Genomic DNA, 26,011 nt, shown 5'->3' with positions numbered 1-26,011 from the left:
TCATATCCATGACTCTGCGCACCCTCGAATCCCTGAAGGAATCGGTCGGTTCGCTCGACGGAACGCGCGTCATCGTCCGTTGTGACCTCAACGTCCCTCTGCGGGACGGGGTCATCACGGACGATGGCCGTGTTCGAGCGTCGGTGCCGACTCTCAAAGCCCTCATCGACCAGGGGGCGCGCGTGATCGTATGCTCCCACCTCGGTCGTCCCGAGGGCGCCCCGGACCCCCAGTACAGCCTGGCGCCCGTCGCGGCGCGCCTGGGCGAGCTGCTCGGGCAGCCGGTCGCATTCGCGGCCGACACGGTCGGCGCCGCCGCGCAGGACGCCGTCGCGGCGCTCCAGCCCGGTGGCGTGGTCGTGCTCGAGAACCTCCGCTTCAACCCGGGCGAGACCTCGAAGGACGACGCCGAGCGCCGCGCCTTCGCGGAGCAGCTCGCGACCCTCGGCGATGCGCTCGTCTCCGACGGGTTCGGAGTCGTACACCGCAAGCAGGCGAGCGTCTACGACCTCGCGCAGATTCTGCCGTCCGCGGCCGGTCTGCTCATCGAAGCCGAGCTGACGGTCCTCGACCGCCTCACCGAGAACCCCGAGCGCCCTTACACGGTCGTGCTCGGCGGGTCCAAGGTCTCCGACAAGCTCGGCGTGATCTCGCACCTGCTGCCGCGGGTCGACCGCCTCCTGGTCGGCGGCGGAATGCTGTTCACCTTCCTCGCGGCACAGGGCCACGCGGTCGCCTCCAGCCTTCTGGAGAAGGACCAGCTCGAAACGGTGCGCGGCTACATCTCCGAAGCAGCCGAGCGCGGCGTGGAGCTCGTGCTCCCCACCGACGTGGTCGTCGCGGCATCGTTCTCCGCGGATGCCGCTCACGAGGTCGCCGCCGCCGATGCCATCGAGGCGACGTCCTTCGGGGCCTCGGGCATCGGACTCGACATCGGGCCGGACAGTGCCGCCCGCTTCGCGGATGCGATCCGCGGATCCAAGACCGTCTTCTGGAACGGGCCCATGGGCGTGTTCGAGTTCCCCGCCTTCGCCGCCGGCACCAGAGCCGTCGCGGAGGCGCTGACCGAGACCGACGGCCTGAGCGTGGTCGGTGGCGGCGATTCCGCCGCGGCCGTGCGTCAGCTCGGTTTCGCGGATGATCAGTTCGGTCACATCTCGACGGGCGGCGGCGCGAGCCTCGAGTTCCTCGAGGGCAAGAAGCTTCCCGGACTGGAGGTCCTCGGATGGGCATGAACAGCAGAACCCCGCTGATCGCGGGCAACTGGAAGATGAACCTCGATCACCTGCAGGCCGTCGCATTCGTGCAGAAGCTGCACTGGACGCTCAAGGACGCCAAGCACGAAGACGGCACGGTCGAGGTGGYGGTCTTCCCGCCGTTCACCGACCTGCGCAGCGTGCAGACGCTGATCGACGCTGACAAGATCCCCTTCGCCTTCGGCGCGCAGGATCTGTCGCAGCACGATTCGGGGGCGTACACCGGCGAGATCTCCGGTGCGTTCCTGGCCAAGCTCGATGCGAGCTACGTCATCATCGGCCACTCGGAGCGACGCGAGTACCACGCGGAGAGCGATGAGATCGTGGCGGCCAAGACCAAGGCCGCACTCAAGCACGGTCTGGTTCCAGTGATCTGCGTCGGTGAGACGGCGGAGGACCTGGAGAAATTCGGCGCGAGCGCCGTGCCCGCAGGTCAGCTCGAGGCGGCGTTGCGGGGACTCGACGCGAAGGCGGACATCGTCGTCGCGTACGAGCCCGTCTGGGCCATCGGCTCGGGTCAGGCCGCGACTCCGCAGCAGGCGCAGGATGTCTGCGCGGTCCTGCGYGGMGTSATCGCGAAGGTCCTCGGCGACGAGGCGGCCGCGCGSACYCGSATCCTCTACGGCGGMTCGGTGAAGTCGGCGAACATCGCCGGGTTCATGCGCGAGCCCGACGTGGACGGCGCACTGGTCGGTGGAGCGAGCCTGGTCGTCGACGAGTTCGCTGCGATCGTCCGCTATCAGAAGCACGTCGGGGTGTGACACGCGTCTCCGCCCCGAGCGGCGGAGACGTCTCGACGTATAATTGACCGTTACCCGGGATCCCGCGCGCCCGTGCGGGCCCGAGCGAAAGGCCGATCCGTGGATATTCTCCAGTTCATCCTGCAGGTACTGCTGGGCATCACCAGCGTCCTGCTGACCCTTCTGATCCTGCTCCACAAGGGGCGCGGCGGAGGCCTCTCCGACATGTTCGGCGGCGGCATGTCSTCMGCGGTCGGATCCAGCGGTCTCGCCGAGCGGAACCTCAACCGCTTCACGGTCGTTCTCGCCCTGGTCTGGTTCGTGGCGGTCGTCGGACTCGGCCTCATCACGAAGTTCGAGGCCATCTGATGGCGACCGGCGGCAACGCGATCCGCGGGACGAGGGTCGGATCGGGCCCCATGGGGGAGCAGGACCACGGCTATCACGCCGACCGCATCGCGATCTCGTACTGGGACGGGCTCGGCAACGAGACCGTGCGGTACTTCGCGGCGGGCCTGCCCGAGGAGGAGATCCCGGACATCATCGATCACCCGCACTCCGGACTTCCCGCCGGGCGGGACAAGGAGAACCCGCCGGAGATCGCGAAGGCGGAGCCCTACAAGACGCACCTCGCGTACGTGAAGGAACGCCGCACCGACGAGGAGGCCGAGCAGCTTCTCGGCGACGCCCTCGCACAGCTGCGCGAGCGGCGCGGTCAGTCCTGACTTCGTCGCGCACCGTCGCACCCGAGAGCCCCTGCTTCGGCAGGGGCTCTCGTCGTGTCCGGGCGACTTCGGACGGTGCGGACGACGAGGCGCGCCGGGTTCACCGGCAGCCGGCTGCGGTCTGGATCAGTGAATCGGGGGGAGTGCCGTAGGCGGAAGTGCCGTTGGCGTCGGACGTGAAGCCCATGCTGATCGCCCACGCGGTGGCCCAGGCCTCCGCCGTCTGATCGTTCGTCGTGTCGTACATCGTGCGGCAGCGGATCGTGATGGCGTGCCCGACCTCGTGGGCGACGATCGCGTGGGCGGCGTCGCTCGGCCATTCCTGGGCGATCGAGTTCGACAGCCGGATGGTCGCATATCCGCCTCTGTCGTACCACCAGGCGGTCTCCCCGGAGAGGTAACCGTTGGATTCCCCCAGGCCGTTGATGAGGTCGGCCCATTCGAAGTCCAAGAGGAGGCCCGGGGCGAGAGACCGGGCGAACGCCTCCAGGTCGAGGCGGGACTGCTCGAGCGGCCCGGATTCGCTGGCGAGCGTGGCGGCGTGCGACTCCTGCAGCTTCTGCACGGCTTGAGCGAGGGCTGTGTAGTCCGCGGACACCCGGGGCTGGAACGGCGACGCGCGCTGCCTGACCTGGTCGACGGCGTAGCGGAGGTCGAGCACGGCGTCGTTGTCGGCGGGCACGTTCGCGGCCTCCGCGGCTGCAGCGCGACCCGCCGCCGCCGTGAGCGCGGTCGACGCCGTGGTGCGGGTTGCTTCGGTGGCGGTCCGCAGCGGCCCCTCGGCGGCGCTGAGCTTCTTCGCCCGGTCGCGGGCGCTCGCATCGAGCCTCTCGAGTCGTGCGGTGTCGGTGTTGACCTCCCAGAACCAGAACTTCCGTGTGCCCGCACGAGGGCGACTGCCGGGGATCAGCGCTGAGGCGGCCCTGGACTGCTCGGTGGACTGATGGGTGACGTCGGTGAGCATTGTGCGGTCCTCGGCGGTGAGCAGCCCGCCGTCCGCAACGGCGAGGACGGCGGTCGCCGCGTCGGTCACGCTGCGCGAACCTGAGAGGGCGGACTGGACCTGGCGCGTGACCTCGTCCTGATCGTCGAGTGCCTTGCTCAGCGAGGTGCTCTCGTGGTCGAAGCTCTGCCATGCCGTGAGCTCGAGGGCGGCCAACGCGCCCAGCATCAGCACGGCGACCGCGGGAGGCAGCACCCAGGCCAGGACGCGGCGCCGCCGGCGACGACGGGCGTCGGGGTCGGTGGGAGCGGTCTGCGTCGCGTCGGTGTCGTCTGTGCCCGTCTCGGGGTCGGAGGCGCTCGTGCCCAGCGGCGAGGCGCCGTCGAGGTACGGCGGGACCGCGCCGATCAGGGATGGAGCATCATCGACGTGCGACGGGGCGTCGTCGCCGCGCGGAGGGCGGGGCTCTTCCATCACGGTCCTGTCGTTCGGGGCCGAGGGGCCAGGCGATGCGGCGTGCGGCGGCTCGATGTCGTCGCAGGTGCGGACATCCTCTCATGCAGATCGGCCAAGCCGGGCCCGCTCGGACGCATGCGGTCGAGGCTGCTCGGCGCCGCGACCTCAGAGGAAGGCGACGAAGCTCGCCGGCACCGACACATTGTCAGGCAGGCCGGCGAACGACGGCGCGACTTGATCGGGCCTGTAGCCCGCGATCCCGCATCCGACCGGGGTGAGCAGGAAACGCAGGGCAGGGTGAGCGGTCGCGTATGCGACGAACCCCTGTGCTTCTGCGGCGAGGACCTCGAGCCCGCTCATGGTGTCGATGGCATAGGTCTGGCCGTGATGACCGTGCCCTTCACCCCACGCCGCGCCGAACCGCTCGTACGCGATCAGGGCGGCGCCGCCGCCATGAAGGCCCTCGGCGTTCGAGCCGAAGACGAACACCTGGTCCGGCTGGAGTGCCGTGATGCGCGCGGGGGTGATCTCCATGCCCGCTCCCTTCGACGCAGCGAACTCTACGCCGCGAACGGGAGAAGATGAGCCTGCCGTCGCGGATCGAGCGCATCCCGGCGATCGTCGGATCGGGATCCGCCTGAGATCCCTTGCAGGAGTAGGGAGAAGTGGAGGGGCTGACGAGAATCGAACTCGCATCATCTGTTTGGAAGACAGAGGCTTTACCACTAAGCTACAGCCCCGGATCCCTCGACGAGCGAGGGAACCGGCCCGCGCAACAACACCGCGGACTCCCACGAGCATACCTGACCGGCGGGGGTGCTCTGGTCCGTTAGACTCGTGGAGGCCGTTCCCGCGCGCGCGGGTCCTAACCGGGGCGTAGCTCAGCTTGGTAGAGCGCCCGCTTTGGGAGCGGGAGGTCGCAGGTTCAAATCCTGTCGCCCCGACGTTCACACACGTCGCACTCGCGTGGATCTCCGCGCGGGACATTCACAAGGAGACACACCAGCATGGCGAACAGCACCGTCGAGAAGCTTGCCCCGACCCGGGTCAAGCTGCACATCACGGTCACCCCCGAGGACCTCAAGCCCAGCATCGCGCACGCGTACGAGCACATTGCTCAGGACGTGCAGATCCCCGGCTTCCGCAAGGGCAAGGTGCCCGCGCCGATCATCGACCAGCGCGTCGGTCGTGGCGCGGTCATCGAGCACGCCGTCAACGAGGGCCTGGACACCTTCTTCCGCGAGGCGTCGCTCGAGCACAACCTCCGTATCGTCGGCCGCCCCTCGGCCGAGGTCATCGAGTGGCCGAACGAGAAGGACTTCTCCGGCGACCTCAAGGTCGAGGTCGAGGTCGATGTCCGTCCCGAGATCGAGGTCCCCTCGCTCGACGGCATCACCGTGACCGTCGACGCCGTCGAGGCCGATGACGCCGCCCTGGATGCAGAGCTCGACCGCCTGCGCGCCCGCTTCGGCACCCTGGTGCCGGTCGACCGTCCCGCGAAGGCCGGCGACTTCGTCGAGCTCGACCTCGTCGCCGCGATCGACGGCGCCGAGATCGACCGCGCGGAGGGCGTCTCCTACGAGGTCGGTTCCGGCGAGCTGCTCGAGGGCATCGACGACGCGATCGACTCCCTCACCGCCGGTGAGGACACCACGTTCCGCTCGAAGCTCGTCGGCGGCGACCACGCCGGCGAGGAGGCCGAGGTCTCCGTCACGGTCAAGGCCGTCAAGGAGCGTGAGCTGCCCGAGGCTGACGACGACTTCGCGCAGATCGCGAGCGAGTTCGACACGATCGCCGAGCTGCGCGACAGCCTGCGCGAGTCGGTCGAGCAGCAGGGCGTGTTCACGCAGGCCTCCGCCGCACGCGACAAGCTCGTCGAGACGCTGCTCGAGCAGATCGACATCCCCGTCCCGCCGCAGCTCATCGAGGACGAGGTGCACAACCACCTCGAGGGCGAAGGCCGCCTGGAGGACGACGAGCACCGCGCCGAGGTCACCGAGGCGAGCACCAAGCAGTTCCGCACCCAGGTGCTGCTCGACTCCATCGCCGAGAGCGCCAATGTGCAGGTCTCGCAGGACGAGCTCAGCCAGTACCTGATCCAGTCCGCCGCGCAGTACGGCATGGCTCCGCAGGAGTTCGTCGAGGCGCTGCAGTCCCAGAACCAGCTGCCTGTGCTGGTCGGCGAGGTCGCCCGCAACAAGGCCCTCGCAGTCGCGCTCGGCAAGGTCACCGTGGTCGACTCCAACGGCAAGGCCGTGGATCTGACCGGTTTCGTGGCCACCGAGGACGAGGCCGAGGACGCCGCCGAGGCTCCGGTCGAGGAGAAGCCGGCCAAGAAGGCACCGGCCAAGAAGGCACCCGCGAAGAAGGCTCCCGCCAAGGTCGCGGACGCCGATGAGGCTCCCGCCGCCGAGGAGAAGCCCGCCGCGAAGAAGCCGGCCGCCCGCAAGGCTCCGGCCAAGAAGGCCGCCGAGAAGGCCGCTGACGCCGAGTAATCATCGGATCCATGATCCGGAAGAGGGCGGGTGCACCACGCACCCGCCCTCTTCGCATCCCGAGAAGACGCGAGGACAGAGATGAAGGACTGGCAGGAGCGGATCGACGCTGTCTGGGACGCCGCCGCAGGCGGCCTCGTCGACGAAGAGGTGATCGCGAGGATCGACGCGATCGCCGCCGAGCGCGGGCCGGACGACGCTGAGGCCGCGTTCGAGCGCGCCGGAGCGCGCGATTCCGCGGGGCTGCCTGACGAAGCCGTGCCGCTGTACCGGCGTGCCCTCGAGCTCGGTCTCGACGACGATCGACGCGCCCAGGCGACGATCCAGCTCGCCAGCTCGCTGCGCAACCTCGGCGACGTGCGGGGCGCCCTCGAGCTCATCGAGTCCGAGCACGCGGCGCACCCGGACTCGATCTACCGCGACGCGATCGCCGCCATGCATGCGCTCGCTCTCGCCAGCGCCGGACAGCCGGAACGCGGGCTCGGGGTCGCGGTCCTGGCGCTCGTGCCGCACATGCCTCGCTACCACCGGTCGATGACCGCCTATGCCCACGAGATCGCAGGCGACGACGCCTGATATGCCGACGGCGAACACGGCCGGGCGCGTGCGTTGTCGCCGGTAGATTCGAAACACCGAACACGGAAACAGGAGCTGAAATGGCTGAACCCCTGGTCGCGACGAGCGTCTTTGACAGGCTGCTCAAGGATCGCATCATCTGGCTGGGATCCGAGGTGCGGGACGAGAACGCCAACGAGATCTGCGCCAAGATCCTCCTTCTCGCCGCAGAGGACCCCGAGAAGGACATCTACCTCTACATCAACTCGCCCGGCGGCTCCATCACCGCCGGCATGGCGATCTACGACACGATGCAGTTCGTGCCGAACGACATCGTCACGGTCGGCATCGGCATGGCGGCCTCGATGGGGCAACTGCTGCTCACCAGCGGCACCAAGGGCAAGCGCTACATCACGCCGAACGCGCGGGTGCTGCTGCACCAGCCGCATGGCGGCTTCGGCGGCACGTCCAGCGACATCCAGACGCAGGCGCAGCTCATCCTGTCGATGAAGCAGCGCCTCGCCGAGATCACTGCGTCGCAGACCGGCAAGACGGTGGAGCAGATCAACGAGGATGGCGACCGCGACCGCTGGTTCACCGCCTCCGAGGCTCTCGAATACGGATTCGTCGACCACATGCGCGAGCACGCCAGTGACGTGCACGGCGGCGGCGGCACGGGCGCGGACAAGTAAGGCTGGAGAGGACACTCATGTACACACCCACGTTCCGGTCCGCCGGCACTCTGCCCTCGAGCCGCTACGTCCTCCCTCAGTTCGAGGAGCGCACCGCCTACGGCTTCAAGCGTCAGGACCCGTACAACAAGCTGTTCGAGGATCGCGTGATCTTCCTCGGCGTGCAGGTCGACGACGCATCCGCCGATGACGTGATGGCGCAGCTGCTGGTCCTGGAGAGCCAGGACTCCGAGCGCGACATCACGATGTACATCAACTCGCCCGGCGGATCCTTCACGGCGATGACCGCGATCTACGACACGATGCAGTACGTCGCGCCGCAGATCCAGACCGTCGTGCTCGGTCAGGCCGCTTCGGCCGCCTCGGTCCTGCTCGCCGCAGGCGCGCCGGGCAAGCGTCTCGCGCTGCCGAACGCCCGCGTGCTGATGCACCAGCCCGCGATGGGCGAGGCCGGTCAGGGACAGGCGTCGGACATCGAGATCCAGGCCGCGGAGATCCTGCGCATGCGCACGTGGCTCGAGGAGACCATGGCCAGGCACACCGGTCAGCCGGTCGAGAAGGTGAACCGCGACATCGATCGCGACAACATCCTCTCCGCCGAGCAGGCCAAGGAGTACGGCATCGTCGACCAGGTGCTCACGAGCCGCAAGCGCCAGGCGCTGAGCTGACCTGCTGACACCCCCGTGAAAGGGCGGTCCGGATTCTTTCCGGGCCGCCCTTTCGCGTTCCCGCTCCCGTTGCGCGAGTGAGTGGTGAGCCTTGCTCATATGAGCAGGGCGGTGCGCGTGCGCGTGGCGGAGGGTACTCTCGAAGCATGCCCCGATCCGCCATCGACGACGACGAGCTGCTCGCCGTCCGCGTCGCGGAGCTGTACTACGACGAGGACAAGACGCAGGACGAGATCGGTGGCCTGCTGGGCATCTCGCGCTGGAAGGTCGGGCGGCTCCTGCAGCAGGCCAGGATCGATGGGATCGTGCGGATCGAGATCGTGCACCCGCGCGCCCGCAAGCTCGGCATCGAGCGCGAGTTGCGCGAGCGCTTCGGGCTTGCCGACGCCGTCGTCGTCCCGAACGGTCCGAGCGACGCCGAGACGCTCGCGCGCGTCGCGCAGGGTGCCGCAGACCACCTCGCCGCGCTCCGGCCCGTGCCGAAGACGCTCGCCGTGAGCTGGGGGCGGACACTGACCGCGATCGCCGACCGCATGGCAGAGGGCTGGGCCCGTGGCGTGACCGTGGTGCAGATGAACGGCGGCGTGAGCGTGAACCGCCGCCCGGGAGGCGCCGCCTCGCTCGCGGCCACGATCGCGCAGCGCGCCTCGGGGCATGTCGCACTGCTGCCCAGCCCCGCAATCCTGGAGCGGCTGGAGACCAAGCAGGCCATCGAGCGCGATCGCACCGTCGCCGGCGTGCTCGAGCAGGCCGCTCAGGCCGACGCCTACCTCTTCACCGCGGGCGTTTGCGACGCCGGATCCGCCCACGTCGACAACGGCTATCTGAGCGTCCGGGACATCGACGAACTGGGCCGGCGCGGCGCGGTCGGCGACGTGCTGGGCCGCTACATCGATGCGGACGGCAACATCGTCGATCCTGAGCTCGATGCCCGCACGGTCGGGCTCAGCCTGGAGCGGCTGCGTGAGGCGCGCACCTCTGTCTTCGTCACGGCCGGAGAGGCGAAGCACGACATCGCCCGCACGGTCGTGACCGCGAACCTGTGCACGATGGTGGTCACCGACGAGGCGACCGCCCGGACCCTCTTGGAGGACCAGTGACGACGACCGAACTCGCACGGCGCACCGCGCTGGAGGTGCTCGGCGGCGACCCCGACGACCTCACGCTGCGCCGATTCCTGCACGGCCTGCCCGGAGTGGATGCAGTGGGCCTGGAGCAGCGCTCCGCCGCGCTCGGGACGCGCTCCATCAAGACGACGTCGAAGGCGTGGGCTCTCGACACGATCGTGCGACTCATCGACCTCACGACGCTGGAGGGTGCCGACACCCCGGGCAAGGTGCGCTCGCTGGTCTCCAAAGCCAAGCTGCCCGATGCCTCGGATCCGACCTGCCCGTCGGTCGCGGCGGTGTGCGTCTACGGCGACATGGTGCCGTACGCGGTCGAGGCGCTCGGCCCCCGCCACGGCGACCCCGACGACGGCGGCATCTCGGTCGCGGCCGTCGCGACCGCGTTCCCGAGCGGCCGCKCATCGCTCGGGGTGAAGCTTGCCGACACCCGTGACGCGGTCGAGGCCGGCGCCGACGAGATCGACATGGTCATCGACCGAGGCGCTTTCCTCGCCGGCCGCTACGGCCAGGTGTTCGACCAGATCGTGGCTGTCAAGGACGCGTGCCGCCGGGAGGACGGCACCTCCGCTTCGCTGAAGATCATCCTCGAGACCGGCGAGCTGAACACCTACGACAACATCAAGCGCGCGTCGTGGCTGGGCATGCTGGCCGGCGGCGATTTCATCAAGACCTCCACCGGCAAGGTCGCCCCGGCGGCTACGCTGCCCGTCACGCTGCTCATGCTCGAAGCCGTGCGCGACTGGCACGGGCTCACCGGTGAGAAGATCGGCGTCAAGCCCGCCGGCGGGATCCGCTCCTCGAAGGACGCGGTGAAGTATCTCGTGCACGTCGCCGAGACCGTGGGTGAGGAGTGGCTGCAGCCGCACCTGTTCCGCTTCGGCGCGTCGAGCCTGCTCAACGACGTGCTGCTGCAGCGGCAGAAGCTGACCACCGGCCACTACTCCGGCCCCGACTACGTCACGATCGACTGACGAAGGACTGTTCATGGGATTCTTGGAATACGCACCCGCGCCCGAGTCGCGGAGCATCCTCAACCTGAAGGACGAATACGGGCTCTTCATCGACGGCGAGTTCGTCGAGGGGCGCGGCGCCTCGTTCGGCACGATCTCGCCCGCCGACGAGTCGCGCATCGCGACGATCGCGCACGCGTCGGATGAGGACGTGGACCTCGCTGTCGCCGCTGCACGTCGCGCCTACACCAAGGTGTGGTCGAAGATGAGCGGCYGCGACCGGGGCAAGTACCTGTTCCGCATCGCGCGGCTCGTGCAGGAGCGCGCCCGCGAGCTCGCTGTCGCCGAGAGCCTCGACAACGGCAAGCCGATCAAGGAGTCCCGCGACGTCGACGTGCCGCTCGTCGCTTCGTGGTTCTTCTACTACGCGGGCTGGGCGGACAAGCTGGACTACGCCGGCGCAGGACCTGACCCGGCGGCGCACGGTGTCGCGGGCCAGGTCATCCCGTGGAACTTCCCGCTGCTCATGCTCGCCTGGAAGGTCGCCCCGGCCCTGGCTGCCGGCAACACGGTTGTGCTGAAGCCCGCTGAGACGACGTCGCTCACGGCGCTGATCTTCGCCGAGATCCTGCAGCAGGCCGACCTTCCGGYCGGTGTGGTGAACATCATCACGGGTGCCGGCGCCACTGGCGCCGCGCTGGTGCGCCATCCCGACGTCGACAAGGTCGCCTTCACGGGGTCGACCGCGGTGGGTCGCGAGATCGCCCGCACGGTGGCGGGCACGGGCAAGGCACTCACCCTCGAGCTCGGCGGCAAGGCGGCGAACATCGTGTTCGACGACGCCCCGATCGACCAGGCGGTCGAGGGGATCGTCAACGGCATCTTCTTCAACCAGGGCCACGTGTGCTGCGCCGGCAGCCGCCTGCTCGTGCAGGAATCGATCCACGACGAGGTCATCGACCGGCTGAAGTCCCGCCTGTCGACGCTGCGTCTCGGTGACCCGCTCGACAAGAACACCGACATCGGCGCCATCAACTCGGCCGAGCAGCTCGCCCGCATCAGGGAGCTCAGCCAGGTCGGCGAGGACGAGGGCGCCGAGCGCTGGACCGCCGACTGCGTGATCCCCGAGAAGGGCTTCTGGTTCGCTCCGACGATCTTCACCGGCGTCGAGGCGTCGCATCGCATCGCCCGCGAGGAGGTGTTCGGCCCCGTGCTGTCGGTGCTCACCTTCCGCACACCGGCCGAGGCGATCGCGAAGGCGAACAACACTCCTTACGGTCTCTCCGCAGGGATCTGGAGCGACAAGGGATCCCGGATCCTCGCCGTGGCCGACCGCCTCCGCGCCGGCGTGGTGTGGGCGAACACGTTCAACCGATTCGACCCGTCCAGCCCGTTCGGCGGTTACAAGGAGTCCGGCTACGGCCGCGAGGGCGGCAAGCAGGGCCTGACCGCGTACCTGCGTCCGGCAGGGGTCGCCCGCCAGATCGAGGCCAGGGCGCAGAAGAAGGGATCCGCGGCATGAGCGCGCGACTGACGGTGCCCAAGACATACAAGCTCGCGATCGGCGGCGCGTTCCCGCGCAGCGAATCGGGACGCACCTATGAGGTCACCACTTCGAAGGGCGCGTTCCTGGCGAATGCCGCCCAGGCTTCGCGCAAGGATGTGCGTGACGCGGTGAAGGCCGCGCGCACCGCGCAGGCGGGCTGGGCGAAGGCCACCGCGTACAACCGGGGACAGGTGCTGTACCGCGTGGCCGAGGTGCTCGAGGGGCGCAGGGCGCAGTTCGTCGACGAGATCGTGGCACAGCAGGGCGTATCCGTCGCCGCCGCAGGGGCGCAGGTCGACGAGGCCATCGAYCTSTGGGTCTGGTACGCGGGCTGGTGCGACAAGTACGCCCAGGTCGCCGGCAATCTGAACCCGGTCGCGGGCGCCTACTTCAACATCTCCGCTCCGGAGCCGACCGGCGTCGTCGCGATCGTCGCGCCGCAGGAGAACGCGCTCCTGGGCCTCGTCTCCGTCGTCGCCCCGGCGCTCGTCGCGGGCAACGCGGTGGTCGTCGTGGCGAGCGAGCAGTACCCGCTCTCGGCGATCAGCCTCGCCGAGGTGYTGGCSACGAGCGACCTTCCCGGCGGCGTGGTGAACGTGCTCACCGGATCCCCGGCCGAGCTCGCGCCCTGGCTCGCGTCGCATGCCGACGTCAACGCCCTCGATCTCGCCGGCGCCGGCGGAATCGACTGGGTCGACCTGCAGATCGCCGCCGCCGACACGCTCAAGCGCGTGCTCGCTCCGGGTGAGGTCGTCTCCTCTCCTCAGCGGATCGCCGCCTTCACCGAGGTGAAGACGGTCTGGCACCCGAAGAGCATGGTCTGACGGCGCGCCGCCGACGCTCGCCACGACGGTGGCGGCGACGCAGCAAGACCCTGCCTCATCGTCACCGGTCGGGGGGTGTCCAGTGCGCGCCGCCACCATGCCTGATTCCGACGCACATCGATGACGGCCAAACTCCAGCGGCACCCAGCGCAAGCCGTTCCCAATATATTGAACGGGTGGAGCGACTCGTGCAGCGGAGATCATGGCGGCGGCTGACCCTGGCGGTTCTCGGCGCGGCGCTTGTCGCGACCGCGTCACTGCTGCCGACGAGCACCGCCTCGGCGACCGCGCCCCTGCCCGCGTCGCAGACGCTCGCGCAGCAGCTGGTCAACAGTGGCTTGCTCAGCGGGAACCCCGAACCCATGGCGCAGATCCAGGGGTATGCCAGCGGCACCCTGCAGTCCCACGTCATCGGCGGCCAAGTCCGCGACTGCATCATCGACCCGGTGATCCTGCAGGCGCTCAAGACGACGATCGTCGACAGGAAGTTCTCGCTGTATGTCGCCTCTCTGAACAGGTTCTGCACCGGCGAGCTCAGTGCGATCGGGACGAGCGGATACCACTGGCGCAACGGCGGCGGCCACGCCGTGGACATCTCACGCGTCAACGGCGTCGCATCGACCGGCGGGACGCAGCAGGATCTCGCGCTGATCAACTCCATGTTCACCGCGCTCCCGGCACCCGCCGGACTCGGGCAGTATCAGTGCCGCAGCCGCCTCGCCGTCCCCGCGCAGTGGACGCAGTTCGACGACTCCTGCGATCACAATCATTTCGAGTACCGCGGGAGCGTTGGATCACTGCCGCCCAACGGCCCCTTCGACCTCAACGGTGACATGAAGTCGGATCTGCTCGGTGTGCGCAACGACGGCTATCTCGTCGAGTATCTGAGCTACGGACCGGTCGGAACGACGTGGTTGATGGGGAACACCCTCGGCAACGGCTGGGAGACGACCTCTGCGATCGTTCACGGTGATTTCAACGGCGACGGGGCGGGGGACCTGCTCCAGACACGCACCAACGGGAACCTGTTCTACTACGCAGGCGACGCATCGAGCCACTACAGCGGCGCCCTGGTCGGATCGGGATGGACGTCGGACTACAGCCTGCTGGCGGGGGGAGTGGACTTCACGGGTGACGGCCGCGCCGATCTCGTGACCCGCGGGCCCGCCGGTGTGCTGTACGCCTACCCCGGGTTGGGGGATGGGCGGTTCGGCGGGCGCGTCCAGATCGGTTCCGGCTGGTCGATCATGACGGCACTCGTCACGGGGGACTTCGACAACAACGGGCGTGGCGACCTGATCGCGCGTGACTGGACTGGCGCCCTGTGGGCCTACTACGGCACAGGGAGCGGATTCACAGCGGGTCAGAGGATCGGCTCGGGATGGAACGTCTTCTCGACGATCACGGGCGCAGGCGACTACGACGGGGACGGCAACGCCGACATCATCGGCCGTAGCGGAACTGATCAATCGTTGTGGCTCTACAGAGGGACGGGCTCGGGCACGATCGGCTCGTATCAGCAGATCGGCAACGGCTGGGGTGGATTCTCGTTCATCAGCTGACGCACCGCACGAGGCGTTCGCGGTGGGCGGAGCGATGCGGCGCCGGGGGATCCGTGGCGATGCGGCCGGATGTCGGATGCAGCAGTTAGGCTCGAACAGCGGCATCAACGCCCCGTGATCGCATTCGCTGCGATCGTGGACCACGTCTCGAAGGAGGACGCACATGGCACGCATCGGTGAGAGCGCCGACCTGTTCAAGTGCTCGTTCTGCGGCAAGAGTCAGAAGCAGGTTCAGCAGCTCATCGCCGGTCCCGGCGTGTACATCTGCGACGAGTGCGTCGAGCTCTGCAACGAGATCATCGAAGAGCGCATGGCCGAATCCGCGAACGGCGAGGTCGCCGAGTTCGATCTGCCCAAGCCTCGAGAGATCTTCTCCTTCCTCGAGGAGTACGTGGTAGGTCAGGAGCCGGCCAAGAAGGCGCTCGCGGTGGCGGTCTACAACCACTACAAGCGSGTKCGAGCYCGTGGMACRCTGCAGCCGGCSGAGCAGAAGGCCGAAGACATCGAGATCGCCAAGAGCAACATCTTGATGATCGGCCCGACCGGCTGCGGCAAGACCTACCTCGCGCAGACCCTTGCGAAGCGACTGAACGTGCCGTTCGCGGTCGCCGACGCCACCGCGCTCACCGAGGCGGGCTACGTCGGTGAGGATGTGGAGAACATCCTGCTCAAACTGATCCAGGCCGCGRACTACGACGTCAAGCGCGCTGAGCAGGGCATCATCTACATCGACGAGATCGACAAGATCGCGCGCAAGGCCGAGAACCCGTCGATCACTCGCGACGTCTCGGGTGAGGGCGTGCAGCAGGCGCTGCTGAAGATCCTCGAGGGCACGGTCGCGTCGGTGCCGCCGCAGGGCGGTCGCAAGCACCCGCACCAGGAGTTCCTGCAGATCGACACCACGAACGTGTTGTTCATCGTCGCCGGGGCCTTCGCGGGCCTCGAGGACATCGTCTCCTCCCGCGTCGGCAAGCATGGCGTCGGATTCGGCGCCCCGCTGCATGACAAGGGCAAGGATCTCGATCTGTTCAGCGAGGTGCTCCCGGAGGATCTGCACAAGTTCGGTCTCATCCCCGAGTTCATCGGCCGGCTGCCGGTCGTCGCCTCGGTCTCGCCGCTCGACCAGGCTGCCCTCATTGACATCCTCACCGGGCCGCGCAACGCACTGGTCAAGCAGTACCAGCGCATGTTCCAGCTCGACGGGGTGGAGCTGGAGTTCGAGGACGATGCTCTGCAGTCGATCGCTGACCTCGCCGTGCTGCGCAAGACCGGCGCGCGCGGGCTCCGGGCGATCCTGGAGGATGTGCTCGGACCGATCATGTTCGAGATCCCGTCCGAGGAGGACGTGCAGAAGGTCGTCGTGACCCGCGCCGCGGTCGACGAAGGCGCGCCGCCCACGCTGGTGCTGGCRCGYAAGCGCAAGAGCGCCTGAGCCGCGCTGTCGGCAGAGCGCCGGAGCGTTCCGCCGACAGCGCTGCCGTCAGCGATCCAGCCCGCGGCGCTTGAGCAGCGGCGCGATCTCCGCATCGCGGCCGCGGAAGTCGCGGTAGGCCTCGAGCGGATCCTTCGACCCGCCGACACCCAGCAGGCGCCGTCGGAAGCGCTCCCCGTTCTCCCTGGTCAGCCCTCCATTGTCGCGGAACCACTCCACGGTGTCGGCATCGAGCACTTCGCTCCAGATGTACGAGTAGTAGCCGGCGCTGTAGCCGCCGGAGAACACGTGTGCGAAGTACGCCGAGGAGTATCTGGTGGGCACGGCCGGATCGTTCAGCTCGATGTCTGCGAGAGCCGCGGCCTCGAACGCTGCGACGTCATCGATCGAGTCGCCCACAGCCAGCGCGTGCAGCGCCTGGTCGAGCCAGGCCGCGGCGAGGTATTCGCTGGTCTCGAAGCCCTGGTTGAAGGTCTCCGTGGCCTGCAGGCGCTCGACGAGACCGACCGGGAGCGGCTCGCCGGTCTCGTGATGCCGTGCGTATTCGCCGACGATCTCCGGCCAGAGCATCCACATCTCGTTGACCTGACTGGGGAATTCGACGAAGTCGCGGAACACGTTGGTGCCGGAGAAGTGCGGGTACGTGACGTCGGAGAAGAGCCCGTGCAGTGCGTGGCCGAACTCGTGGAACAGGGTGTTGACCTCGTCCAGCGTGAGCAGCGTCGGCTCCCCGTCGGCGGGCTTCGCCACGTTGAGGTTGTTCGCGACGACGGGCAACGTGCCGCGCAGCGCGGATTGGCTGACGATCGGATTCATCCACGCGCCGCCGCGCTTGCTGTCGCGCGTGTACAGATCCAGCACGAAGAGCCCGAGCGCCGACCCGTCCTCCTGGAACACCTCGAACGTGCGCGCGCCCGGGTGGTAGACGGGCAGCTCGGGGCGCTCGGTGAACGAGAGCCCGTACAGCCGGCCGGCGGCGGCGAACACGCCGTCGCGCAGAACGCTCTCCGACTCGAACCATGGGCGCAGCGCCGCGGTGTCGATCTCGTACTGCGCGGTGCGCAGCTTCTCGGTGTAGAAGGCCCAGTCGTGCGCCTCCAGGGGGAACGGCTCGGACTCGGTGTCGTCGATGAGGCGTTGCAGGGCCGCTCGCTCCGCCGTCGCGTTGCGTGCGGCCGGTGCGGCGAGGTCGCGCAGCATGCGCTCTACGGCCTCAGGAGTACCCGCGGTCTCGTCAGCGGTCACGGCGGCCGCGTGGGAGGGATAGCCGAGCAGGTCCGCGCGTTCGGCGCGGAGACGCACGATCTCGGCGAGGACGCCGCGGTTGTCGTGCTCGCCGCCGCGCGCCCCGCGGGAGCGCGACGCTTCCATGATGCGACGGCGGCTCTCGCGGTTCGTGAGCGCTGCGAGGGCCGGGTGGCCGGTGAAGAGCGGGAGGGTGAGCAGATGCTTGCCCTCGAGCCCGCGCTCGGTGGCGGCTCGGGCAGCGGCTGACAGCTCTCCCGCGCTCAGTCCGTCGAGCTCGGTCGCGTCGTCGAAGAGCACGGCCAGCTCGTTCGTGTCGGCGAGCAGGTTTCGCTCGAATGCGGTGCTGAGCGCGGAGATCCGCTGGTTCAGCTCGGTGAGCCGGGCTTTCGCATCGTCGTCGAGCGCCGCACCGGCCAAGGTCATCTCGCGATGCCAGCGCTCGACGAGGCGGTGCTGCTCCGGATCCAGAGAGAGGGTGTCGAGCTGGTCGTGCAGTTGCGTGATGCGCCAGTACAGCGCGGAGTCGAGCAGGATCGCATCCTGGTGAGCCGCGATCAGCGGGGCGAGCTCTTCATCGATCGCCTGGATCTCGACCGTCGCATCGGCGGAGCTCACGGTGTAGAACGCGTGCGAGGCCCGGTCCAGCAGCTCTCCGCTGCGCTCCAGCGCGACCATCGTGTTCTCGAAGCTCGGCATCGACCGCACCATCGTGATCCGGCGGACCTCGGCGAGCTGCTCCTCGAAACCGCGCCGGAATGCGGGGAGATAGTGCTCCGCACGGATCCGTCCGTAGTCGGGCAGCGCGTAGGGGAGGGCGGAGGGGGTGAGCAGCGGGTTGGTCGCGACCGTCATGCTCCGAGCCTAGGAGTCGGATCCCGAGTCAGGGTGGATTGCCTTGACACGACGCGGACTCGTCGGATATCAATGACGAAAGCACTTTCATAATGCTTATCAAGTTGGTTCCGAAAGGCCGATGATGTCCACGACTGATCCACGCCTCGTCGCCCAGTGCCTGACCGCGCTGCGTGAGCACGACGGCGCCACCATCTCGGACCTCGCGGAGTCCACGGGCCTGTCTCGGCCGACGGTCACCGCGGCGCTCGTGGAGCTCAAGGACGCAGGGCTCGTGGTCGAGCACGAGGCCCGCGCGTCCGCGGGGCGTCCGGCCCGCTCGTATTCGCTTGTCCTCGGAGCTCAGGTCGTCGTCGGTGTCGATCTGACCCGCAGCGGAGTGCGGATGCTGGTCGCCGACCGGTCTGGCCGGGTCCTCGGCGTGCAGAGCTCGGAGCTTGCACCGCCGACGACCGCTCAGCCCGGTCTCGCCCCATTGCGCGCCCTTCTCGTCCAGACCCTGGAGCGCGCCGGCCGCCGGCTCTCGGACGTCGCTGCGATCGGCGTGGCCGCTGCCGGCCTTCTCGACGAAGACGGCATCGTGATCTCCTCGCCTCAGGTCGCTTCGTGGCACGGGGCCCACCTCGGGACGCTGCTCACCGAGGCGTTCGGGATCCCGGTCGTCGTGGACAACGACCTCTCCCTCGCGGCAGAGGCGGAGTCCCGCTCCGGCGCGCTCCGCGACGCCGACACGGGCGTCTACGCGCTCACCTGGCACCACGTCTCCGCCCGGGTCACGGCCGCCGGACACGTCGTGCGCGGCCGCCGCGGGCGCGCCGGAGAGGTCGGCATGCTCCGCGCGTTCAGCGATGTGGAGATCCCGAAGGGGACTCTGCTCGAGGCCGTTCCCGTCGTCGGCGCTGAGCTGCGCCGCCTGCGCGATGACCCGGCCGACACCCGCGGGCTCGAGGCTTTGCGCAGCCTGAGCGCGGCGATGTCGCCGGCGATGGCGGCGCTGATCCTGACCGTCGACCCCGAGGTGATCGTGCTCGGCGGGGAACTCGCCGAGTTCGCGGACCTCATCGCGGCTCCGCTCGAGGAGAACGTGCGCACCGCCGTCATGGGGATCGACACCGGCACGCGTCTCATCCGCGGAGGTGAACTCGGCGTCGACGCCGCGGCGATCGGCGCCCTCGGGCTCGCGTTCCAGCGACACGCCGCACGTATCTACGGCTTCGAGGGCGTGACCGCCCCGGCCATCACGACCAGCAACGAGAGGGACGACATGGTGCAGCAGGACGCGACAGGGCAGACCACCGCCTTCCGGGCGGCGGTGATCGGCGTTGGTGCGCGTGCGGGCGTGGCCCTCCACGTCGAGGCAGCGGGCGGCACGGTGGTCGCGGCGGTGGATCCTGCTCCGCAGACGCACGCGAGGGCGGCCAGGCTGTTCGGCGACATCCCGGTGTTCGCCTCGGTCGCCGACATGCTCGCCTCGGGGATCGCGATCGACGGCGCGTTCATCACCTCGCCCGATTTCACGCACGCCGAGGTGTCGATCGAACTGCTCGAGGGCGGCGTGCCGGTCTACGTGGAGAAGCCGCTCGCGATCTCTATCGAGGACGCGGACCGGATCCTGGAGACCGCGTATCGCACGGGATCGAAGCTCTATGTGGGCCACAACATGCGGCACATGCAGGTGGTCCGGATGATGAAGGACGTCATCGACCGTGGCGAGATCGGCGAGGTCAAGGCGATCTGGTGCCGTCACTTCGTCGGCCACGGCGGCGACTACTACTTCAAGGACTGGCATGCCGAGCGCGACAAGGCGATGAGCCTGCTTCTGCAGAAGGGCGCCCACGACATCGACGTCATGCACTGGCTGGCCGGCACATCGTCGCGCACGGTGGTCGGCGTCGGGGACCTCGCCGTCTACGGGCAGGTGGATTCGCGTCGGGACAACTCGGACCGGCGCATGGGCGACTGGTTCTCGATGGSSAACTGGCCGCCGSYCGCCCAGCRGGATCTSAAYCCGGTGATCGATGTCGAGGACATCTCGATGATCATGATGCGCACCGAYTCGGGGGTGCTGATGAGCTATCAGCAGTGCCATTTCACCCCGGACTACTGGCGCAACTACACGGTGATCGGCACCGAGGGGCGGATCGAGAACTTCGACGACGGCACCGGCGGTGAGATCCGGGTGTGGAACGCGCGCAGCGACTACCTCGAGAAGGGGCATGTCCGCTATCCGATCCAGGACGGCGGCGACGGCGGGCACGGGGGAGCGGATCCGCTCACCGTGGCCGAGTTCGTCGAGTTCGTGCGCTCCGGCACCCCGACCGACACGAACCCGCTCGCGGCCCGCGACGCCGTCGCCGCCGGGGTCGCCGGCGCCCTCTCCATCCGATCCGGGTCCCAGCCGCAGCAGATCCCCGCTGTGCCCGACGAGATGATCGCCTACTTCACGGCCCACCAGCCGGCACGCGAGTCCGCGAGGCACTGATGCTCCGGTACAGCCTGCGGCGGATCCTGCTGATGATCCCCACCCTCATCGGCTCGACCTTCCTGGTGTACTTCCTCGTCTTCCTCGTCCCAGGGGATCCGGTACTGGCGCTCGCGGGGGAGAAGCGACTGTCGCCCTCGACGATCGCCTCGATCCGCGCCCAGTACAACCTGGACGATCCGTTCCTCGTGCAGTACGGCAAGTACCTGATGAATGTGCTGCACGGCGACTTCGGCCGTGACTTCAACGGCAACGCGGTGTCCACTCTCATCGCGACGGCACTGCCCTACACTCTCGTGCTGGCACTGTCCGCGTTCCTGCTGAAGATCGCCATCGGGGTGTGCCTGGGTGTCTGGGCGGGGCTGCGCCAGGGCAGGCTGCCGGACAAGTTCAACCTCTTCTTCACGATCTTCTTCCTGGCCGTGCCCGGCTTCATCATCGCCTACTTCTCGCAGTACGTCTTCGGCATAAAGCTGCATTGGCTGCCGATATCCGGGGTGCGGCTCGGGTTCCCGATCGCCTTCATCCTGCCGGCGGTCGTGCTGGCGCTGGAGACCGCTTCGCCGCTCGCGCGGCTGACGCGCACGAGCCTCGTCGACGTGCTGCGGTCTGACTTCATCGTGACCGCGACCGCGAAGGGACTCCCGCCACGGCGGATCATGTGGGTGCACGCCCTGCGCAACGCGTTCATGCCCGTCGTCACCTATCTCGGGCTGAGCCTGGCGAGCCTGCTCGGCGGATCCGTGCTCATCGAGACCATCTTCAACCTGCCCGGCCTCGGCGGCACACTGTCCCGTGCCATCGAGACGCAGAACGGGCCGGTGGTGGTCGGGGTCTCGGTGTTCCTGCTGCTCTTCTACCTGGTCTGCGCGCTCGTCGTCGACCTGCTGTATCCGATCATCGACCCGAGGGTGCGTCATGTCTGATCCCGCAGCGCGCGAATCCACGATGGCGCTGCTCACCGCGCGCATGCGTCGCGCCCGCCCGCGCAGCGGCCTGCACGCGCTCTGGCGCAAGCCGTTCTTCCTCGTCGCGGTCGCGATCATCCTCGTGGTGACCTCGATGGCGCTCTTCCCCGCACTGTTCACGCCCCTGGATCCGCGCTCCTGCAGCCTCGCGATGTCGCGGGTGGGTCCGCAGCCGGGCCACATCATGGGCTTCGACATCCAGGGCTGCGACTACTGGACGAACATCGTCTACGGCGCGCGCACGTCCTTGGAGGTCGGGGTGCTCACCGCCGTGATCAGCTTCACGATCGCACTCGTGGCGGGCTCGCTCGCCGGCTACTTCGGCGGCGTGGTCGACTCCGTGCTGTCCTGGATCTCGAACGTCATCCTGGGCATCCCCGTCGGGATCGCGAGCCTCGTCATCCTGTATCAGTTCCGCTCCCGCACGGTCTGGACGATCGTCTTCGTGCTCGTGCTGTTCAGCTGGGCAGGGACGATGCGGTACATGCGCGGCTCGGTGCTGCAGGTCAAGAGCCTCGAATACATCCAGGCGGCGCGGGGTCTGGGTGTCGGTCCGTGGCGGATCCTGCGCGCCCACGTCGTGCCGAACGCGGTGACCCCGCTCATCGTGATGAGCACGCTCTCGATCGGCGCGGGCATGACCGCCGAGGCGGGCTTCTCCATCCTCGGCGTCGGCCTCAAGCTGCCCGCGTTCTCGTGGGGACTGCAGATCGCGACCGCCAGCCAGGACGGCAACTGGCAGATCGCCCCGCTCCTGATGCTGTTCCCCGCGACCATGCTGGGGCTCACCACACTGGCCTTCGTCGTTCTCGGCGAGAACCTGCGCGATGCCCTCGACCCGAAGGGCCGCCGATGACCGCGCTGCTCGAGGTGCAGAGCCTCTCTCTGGAATTCCGCGGATCCCGCGGCACCGCACCGATCACGGCGCTGCAAGACGTGAGCTTCACACTCGACCGCGGTGAGACGCTCGCGGTTCTGGGTGAGTCCGGCTCCGGCAAGAGCATCACGGCCAAGGCGGTGATGGGGATCCTGCCGAAGCCCGCCGCACTGGTGACCGGGGGTCGGATCCTCTTCGACGGCACGGACCTGCTCTCCCTGTCCGCCGCCCGTCTGCGCGCGGTGCAGGGCGCGCGCGTCGCGATGGTGTTCCAGGACGCGCTGAGCGCGCTCAACCCGGTGCAGACCGTGTCGACGCAGATCGCCGAGCTGTACCGGGTGCATCGCGGGCTCGGACGCCGTGAGGCGAAGGAGCGCGCGATCGAGATGATGCGGGCCGTGCGCATCCCCGACGCCGCGAACCGTGCGGATCACTACCCGTTCCAGTTCTCCGGTGGCATGCGCCAGCGCATCATGATCGCGATGGCTCTTGCGCTCGATCCGGACGTCCTCATCGCCGATGAGCCGACCACCGCCCTGGACGCCACCGTGCAGGCCCAGATCCTCGAGCTTCTCGCCGAGGTCACCGCGGAGCGGCACATGGCACTGATGATGATCACCCACGATCTGGGGGTGGCGGGTCAGCTCGCCGACCGCGCGCTCGTGATGTACGCGGGGCGGGTGGCCGAGTACGGACCGATCGACGAGGTCTTCGATCGGCCGGCCCACCCGTACACCCGGGGCCTGCTCGGTTCCATCCCGGGTGCGGCGCACCGTGGTCAGGATCTGCCGACGATCCCCGGCCTTCCGCCCGACATCGCCCGCCGTCCGCCGGGGTGCAGCTTCAACCCGCGTTGCGCCTACGCGACCGGGGAGTGCGCGTCGATCGATCCGCCGCTCGTGGCCTTCGCATCGGGTCGCGCCGCCGCGTGCCACCATCTCGAGGAGGTGCTCTCCGATGTCCCTGTTGGAGCTTGAGGGCGTCCGCCGGCACTACCGGCAGAAGAAGACGATGTTCGCCGCGGCAGGGCACTCGCCGGTCCGCGCGGTGGAYGGTGTCGACTTCCGGGTGGAACAGGGGGAGACGGTCGGCCTGGTCGGCGAGTCCGGCTGCGGCAAGTCCACCCTGGCCCGGATCATCTGCGGGCTGGAGGCGCCGAGCGAAGGGGCTGTGCGCTGGAACGGCACCGACGTCGTCGCGATGCGTCCGTCCGAACGGGCGCGGATCCTGCATCGCGAGGTGCAGATGGTCTTCCAGGATCCGCATGCCTCGCTCGATCCGCGACGCTCGATCGGACAGTCGATCGCAGAGGGCATCGAGACGCACCGGCTGCTTCCCGCGTCGCGCATCGACGGGCGGGTACGAGAGCTGCTGGCGCAGGTGGGACTGAATCCGGACCATGCGCAGCGCTATCCGCACGAGTTCTCGGGCGGTCAGCTGCAGCGGGTCGGCATCGCGCGCGCGCTCGCCGTGGAGCCTCGGCTCCTGGTCTGCGACGAGCCGGTCTCGGCCCTGGACATCTCCGTGCGCGCGCAAGTGCTCAACCTGCTGAACCGGCTGAAGCGCGAGCTGGGACTGTCGATGGTGTTCATCGCGCACGACCTCGACGTCGTGCAGCACATGTCGGACCGGATCGTGACGATGTACCTCGGCAAGGTCGTGGAATCCGGCGATGGCGACGACGTATACGACCGCACCGCGCATCCGTACACGAGGGCGTTGCTCTCCGCGATCCCGCGCAAGCTCGCACCCGATGAGCGGCTCGACCGGGTCGTGCTCGAGGGCGACCCGCCGTCTCCGATCAATCCGCCGCCCGGCTGCCCGTTCCACACCCGCTGCTACACCGCCATCGAGCGGTGCGCGACAGAGGTCCCCGCGCTCGCCCCGGTTCCCGGCGAGCCCGCGCGGCATCGCGCCGCCTGTCATCTCGCGGCCGAGGTGAGCCGCTCCCGTGTGGGCGCCGTCTACACCATCTCCACACCCTCCGAAAGGAAAGAACCATGACCAGACTGACGACGCGCATCGCGGTGGGCATCGTCGCCGCCGCGGCCTGCGCGACGATGCTGACCGGGTGTCTCGGCCAGCCCTCCGGCGGCGCAGACGGCAAGACCTCGCTGGTGGCGGTGAACAACGGCGAGATCCAGCGCGTCACCGGCGCGCAGAACGCCGGGAGCCAGATCGCCATGGCGATCTGCGAGCCGCTCACCGGCATCGAGGACGACGGGTCGATCTTCATGCGCGGCGCGGCATCCGTCGAGAGCAAGGACCAGACCACCTGGACCGTGAAAGTCGCGAAGGGGCACACCTTCTCGGATGGCACGAAGATCGACGCGAAGACCTACGTCGACACCTTCGACTTCGTGGCGAACGGCGCCAACGCGATGCCGTCCAACTTCGCATACGAGCAGATCCAGGGGTATGACGAACTGAACCCCGCCGAGGGCGAGCCGACGGTCACCGAGCTGTCCGGGCTCAAGCTCGTGGACGACGATACGTTCACGCTGACGATGAAGTCGCCGAACAACGACGTGCCCTATCTCCTCTCGATGCTCTCGTTCTGCCCGATGCCCGAGAGCGCGTTCAAGGATCCGGTCGCCTACGACAAGAAGCCGATCGGCAACGGCGTGTACACGCTGAAGTCGCTCGACCCTCAGGTCGAGGCAGTGCTGAGGAAGGACCCGGGGTACAAGGGATGGGTGCCGAAGGGCGCGGCCGACACGCTCACCTTCCGCGTCTACACCGACACGAACACGGCATATCAGGACGTGGTCGCAGGCAATGCGGATGTGCTGCGCAGTCTGCCGCCCGGCCTGATCGCGCAGGGCCGCAATGCCCTCGGCAAAGAGGGGCTGACGGCGATCGACCGCAACACGCTGCAGACCTACATCGCGTGGCCGACGTACCTGGATGCGACGTATCCGGTCGAGGTGCGGCAGGCGTTCTCGATGATCGTGAACCGGGAGAGCATCTCGAAGGACCTCTTCAAGGGCGCGACCCTGCCGGCCACTTCGCTCATGCCGAACTCGGTCTCGGCCTATCGTGAGGGCGCTTGCGGGGAGTACTGCACGTACGACCCCGACGCGGCGAAGGCGCTGCTGGCCAAGGCCGGGTTCACCGGCTCCATCCCGCTGAACTACGCCTCCAGCAGCACGACCGATGCGGCGACGGCCCTGGCGATCTCCAACTCCGCGAAGGAGATCGGCCTCGACGTCGAACCCAAGCCCGTGCCCGCGGCCACGCTCTCCGACACGATCAACAAATACGGGCTGGACGGCCCGAGCATCCAGCTCTGGGGCTCGTCCTTCCCGCGCGCCTCGGAGTGGATCGCGTCGATCTTCGTGGACGCCAACTACCGGCTGAAGTACGACAACCCCGGGGCAGCCGACCAGGTCAAGCAAGCGCTCGCCTCCGGCGACGAGAAGCAGGCAGATGCGCTGTGGCAGAAGGCGGAGGACGCGGTCCTCGCGGACCAGGTGCTGCAGCCGCTGTACCAGCAGGTCATGTACATCGCCCACACGACGTGCGTGACCCCGCACGCAGCGGGCGGTGACATGCAGATCTACCGCACCGAGGTGACCTGCTCGCAATGACCTGGTCGCAGTGACCTGGTCCT

At 68.4% G+C, this 26,011-nt stretch carries 23 protein-coding genes and 2 tRNA genes; 21 read left to right on the top strand and 4 right to left on the bottom strand.

Features of this window, described 5'->3' with window-relative positions:
* The first annotated feature begins 8 nt into the window (after positions 1 to 8).
* The 4 genes from AC1DMN_RS06175 to AC1DMN_RS06160 all read left to right on the top strand — a co-directional run bounded on the left by AC1DMN_RS06175 (position 9) and on the right by AC1DMN_RS06160 (position 2,721).
* Positions 9 to 1,235 (top strand): phosphoglycerate kinase, encoded by a 1,227-nt coding sequence (locus AC1DMN_RS06175; protein WP_477229248.1) that lies wholly within the window; start codon positions 9 to 11, stop codon positions 1,233 to 1,235.
* The gene (gene tpiA, locus AC1DMN_RS06170; protein WP_477384004.1) at positions 1,226 to 2,017 is read left to right on the top strand and encodes a triose-phosphate isomerase; all 792 of its coding nucleotides are present in this window, start codon (positions 1,226 to 1,228) and stop codon (positions 2,015 to 2,017) included. Before AC1DMN_RS06175 ends, tpiA begins: the two co-directional genes overlap by 10 nt.
* Positions 2,018 to 2,116: 99 nt before the next feature.
* Complete coding sequence (gene secG, locus AC1DMN_RS06165) at positions 2,117 to 2,365, top strand: preprotein translocase subunit SecG (RefSeq protein ID WP_251441808.1); 249 nt, start codon at positions 2,117 to 2,119, stop codon at positions 2,363 to 2,365.
* A complete protein-coding gene (locus AC1DMN_RS06160) occupies positions 2,365 to 2,721 on the top strand; it encodes an RNA polymerase-binding protein RbpA (protein WP_045272527.1) in 357 nt (118 codons plus the stop codon). Before secG ends, AC1DMN_RS06160 begins: the two co-directional genes overlap by 1 nt.
* 100 nt (positions 2,722 to 2,821) lie before the next feature.
* Here AC1DMN_RS06160 and AC1DMN_RS06155 read toward each other — a convergent pair whose 3' ends face one another.
* From AC1DMN_RS06155 to AC1DMN_RS06145, 3 genes are all read right to left on the bottom strand, one after another.
* Positions 2,822 to 4,141 (bottom strand): hypothetical protein, encoded by a 1,320-nt coding sequence (locus tag AC1DMN_RS06155; protein ID WP_477229247.1) that lies wholly within the window; start codon positions 4,139 to 4,141, stop codon positions 2,822 to 2,824.
* 144 nt (positions 4,142 to 4,285) lie between these two features.
* Positions 4,286 to 4,654: an A1S_2505 family phage non-structural protein gene (locus AC1DMN_RS06150; RefSeq protein ID WP_440731496.1), complete on the bottom strand. Its 369-nt coding sequence runs from the start codon at positions 4,652 to 4,654 to the stop codon at positions 4,286 to 4,288.
* A gap of 132 nt (positions 4,655 to 4,786) precedes the next feature.
* Positions 4,787 to 4,860, bottom strand: a tRNA-Gly gene (locus tag AC1DMN_RS06145).
* 130 nt (positions 4,861 to 4,990) lie between these two features.
* Here AC1DMN_RS06145 and AC1DMN_RS06140 point away from each other — a divergent pair.
* From AC1DMN_RS06140 to clpX, 11 genes are all read left to right on the top strand, one after another.
* Positions 4,991 to 5,064, top strand: a tRNA-Pro gene (locus AC1DMN_RS06140).
* A gap of 63 nt (positions 5,065 to 5,127) precedes the next feature.
* Positions 5,128 to 6,615 (top strand): trigger factor, encoded by a 1,488-nt coding sequence (gene tig, locus AC1DMN_RS06135; protein WP_441975704.1) that lies wholly within the window; start codon positions 5,128 to 5,130, stop codon positions 6,613 to 6,615.
* An 81-nt stretch (positions 6,616 to 6,696) separates the two neighbouring features.
* A complete protein-coding gene (locus AC1DMN_RS06130) occupies positions 6,697 to 7,191 on the top strand; it encodes a tetratricopeptide repeat protein (RefSeq protein ID WP_440731498.1) in 495 nt (164 codons plus the stop codon).
* 80 nt (positions 7,192 to 7,271) lie between these two features.
* The gene (locus tag AC1DMN_RS06125) at positions 7,272 to 7,862 is read left to right on the top strand and encodes an ATP-dependent Clp protease proteolytic subunit (RefSeq protein ID WP_440731499.1); all 591 of its coding nucleotides are present in this window, start codon (positions 7,272 to 7,274) and stop codon (positions 7,860 to 7,862) included.
* 17 nt (positions 7,863 to 7,879) lie between these two features.
* Entirely contained in the window at positions 7,880 to 8,530 is a 651-nt protein-coding gene (locus AC1DMN_RS06120; protein ID WP_477229246.1) for an ATP-dependent Clp protease proteolytic subunit, read from the top strand.
* A gap of 146 nt (positions 8,531 to 8,676) precedes the next feature.
* On the top strand, positions 8,677 to 9,630 hold the full coding sequence (locus tag AC1DMN_RS06115) for a sugar-binding transcriptional regulator (RefSeq protein WP_440731501.1): 954 nt from the start codon (positions 8,677 to 8,679) through the stop codon (positions 9,628 to 9,630).
* Between the two features lie 29 nt (positions 9,631 to 9,659).
* Complete coding sequence (gene deoC / locus AC1DMN_RS06110; RefSeq protein WP_477384020.1) at positions 9,660 to 10,628, top strand: deoxyribose-phosphate aldolase; 969 nt, start codon at positions 9,660 to 9,662, stop codon at positions 10,626 to 10,628.
* 13 nt (positions 10,629 to 10,641) lie between these two features.
* Positions 10,642 to 12,129: an aldehyde dehydrogenase family protein gene (locus tag AC1DMN_RS06105; protein ID WP_477384002.1), complete on the top strand. Its 1,488-nt coding sequence runs from the start codon at positions 10,642 to 10,644 to the stop codon at positions 12,127 to 12,129.
* Positions 12,126 to 12,977: an aldehyde dehydrogenase family protein gene (locus AC1DMN_RS06100; RefSeq protein ID WP_477229244.1), complete on the top strand. Its 852-nt coding sequence runs from the start codon at positions 12,126 to 12,128 to the stop codon at positions 12,975 to 12,977. The genes AC1DMN_RS06105 and AC1DMN_RS06100 overlap by 4 nt, the downstream gene beginning before the upstream one ends.
* Before the next feature lie 176 nt (positions 12,978 to 13,153).
* Positions 13,154 to 14,539 carry an FG-GAP repeat domain-containing protein gene (locus AC1DMN_RS06095; protein ID WP_477229243.1) on the top strand — a complete coding sequence of 462 codons (1,386 nt, stop codon included), beginning with the start codon at positions 13,154 to 13,156 and terminating at the stop codon, positions 14,537 to 14,539.
* Positions 14,540 to 14,702: 163 nt separating this feature from the next.
* Positions 14,703 to 15,971, top strand: coding sequence for an ATP-dependent Clp protease ATP-binding subunit ClpX (gene clpX / locus AC1DMN_RS06090; RefSeq protein WP_477384000.1), 1,269 nt, complete (start codon positions 14,703 to 14,705; stop codon positions 15,969 to 15,971).
* Between the two features lie 48 nt (positions 15,972 to 16,019).
* Here the strand turns inward: clpX and AC1DMN_RS06085 are convergent, their stop codons facing one another.
* Positions 16,020 to 18,071 carry a M3 family metallopeptidase gene (locus AC1DMN_RS06085; protein ID WP_477229242.1) on the bottom strand — a complete coding sequence of 684 codons (2,052 nt, stop codon included), beginning with the start codon at positions 18,069 to 18,071 and terminating at the stop codon, positions 16,020 to 16,022.
* A gap of 124 nt (positions 18,072 to 18,195) precedes the next feature.
* On the opposite strand from AC1DMN_RS06085, the gene AC1DMN_RS06080 reads away from it, so the two are divergent.
* The 6 genes from AC1DMN_RS06080 to AC1DMN_RS06055 are packed head-to-tail and all read left to right on the top strand — an operon-like array spanning position 18,196 to position 25,988.
* On the top strand, positions 18,196 to 20,553 hold the full coding sequence (locus AC1DMN_RS06080) for an ROK family protein (RefSeq protein WP_477383998.1): 2,358 nt from the start codon (positions 18,196 to 18,198) through the stop codon (positions 20,551 to 20,553).
* Positions 20,553 to 21,479 carry an ABC transporter permease gene (locus AC1DMN_RS06075; RefSeq protein ID WP_440731510.1) on the top strand — a complete coding sequence of 309 codons (927 nt, stop codon included), beginning with the start codon at positions 20,553 to 20,555 and terminating at the stop codon, positions 21,477 to 21,479. Before AC1DMN_RS06080 ends, AC1DMN_RS06075 begins: the two co-directional genes overlap by 1 nt.
* Positions 21,472 to 22,377: an ABC transporter permease gene (locus AC1DMN_RS06070; RefSeq protein ID WP_440731511.1), complete on the top strand. Its 906-nt coding sequence runs from the start codon at positions 21,472 to 21,474 to the stop codon at positions 22,375 to 22,377. The genes AC1DMN_RS06075 and AC1DMN_RS06070 overlap by 8 nt, the downstream gene beginning before the upstream one ends.
* The gene (locus AC1DMN_RS06065) at positions 22,374 to 23,375 is read left to right on the top strand and encodes an ABC transporter ATP-binding protein (RefSeq protein WP_477229240.1); all 1,002 of its coding nucleotides are present in this window, start codon (positions 22,374 to 22,376) and stop codon (positions 23,373 to 23,375) included. The genes AC1DMN_RS06070 and AC1DMN_RS06065 overlap by 4 nt, the downstream gene beginning before the upstream one ends.
* Positions 23,356 to 24,402 (top strand): ABC transporter ATP-binding protein, encoded by a 1,047-nt coding sequence (locus tag AC1DMN_RS06060; RefSeq protein WP_477229239.1) that lies wholly within the window; start codon positions 23,356 to 23,358, stop codon positions 24,400 to 24,402. The genes AC1DMN_RS06065 and AC1DMN_RS06060 overlap by 20 nt, the downstream gene beginning before the upstream one ends.
* A complete protein-coding gene (locus AC1DMN_RS06055; protein WP_477229238.1) occupies positions 24,399 to 25,988 on the top strand; it encodes an ABC transporter substrate-binding protein in 1,590 nt (529 codons plus the stop codon). Before AC1DMN_RS06060 ends, AC1DMN_RS06055 begins: the two co-directional genes overlap by 4 nt.
* Positions 25,989 to 26,011: the final 23 nt, after the last annotated feature.

Source organism: Microbacterium sp. 01T413_2 (assembly GCF_056398985.1).
This window is presented reverse-complemented; position numbering and strand designations above follow the sequence as displayed.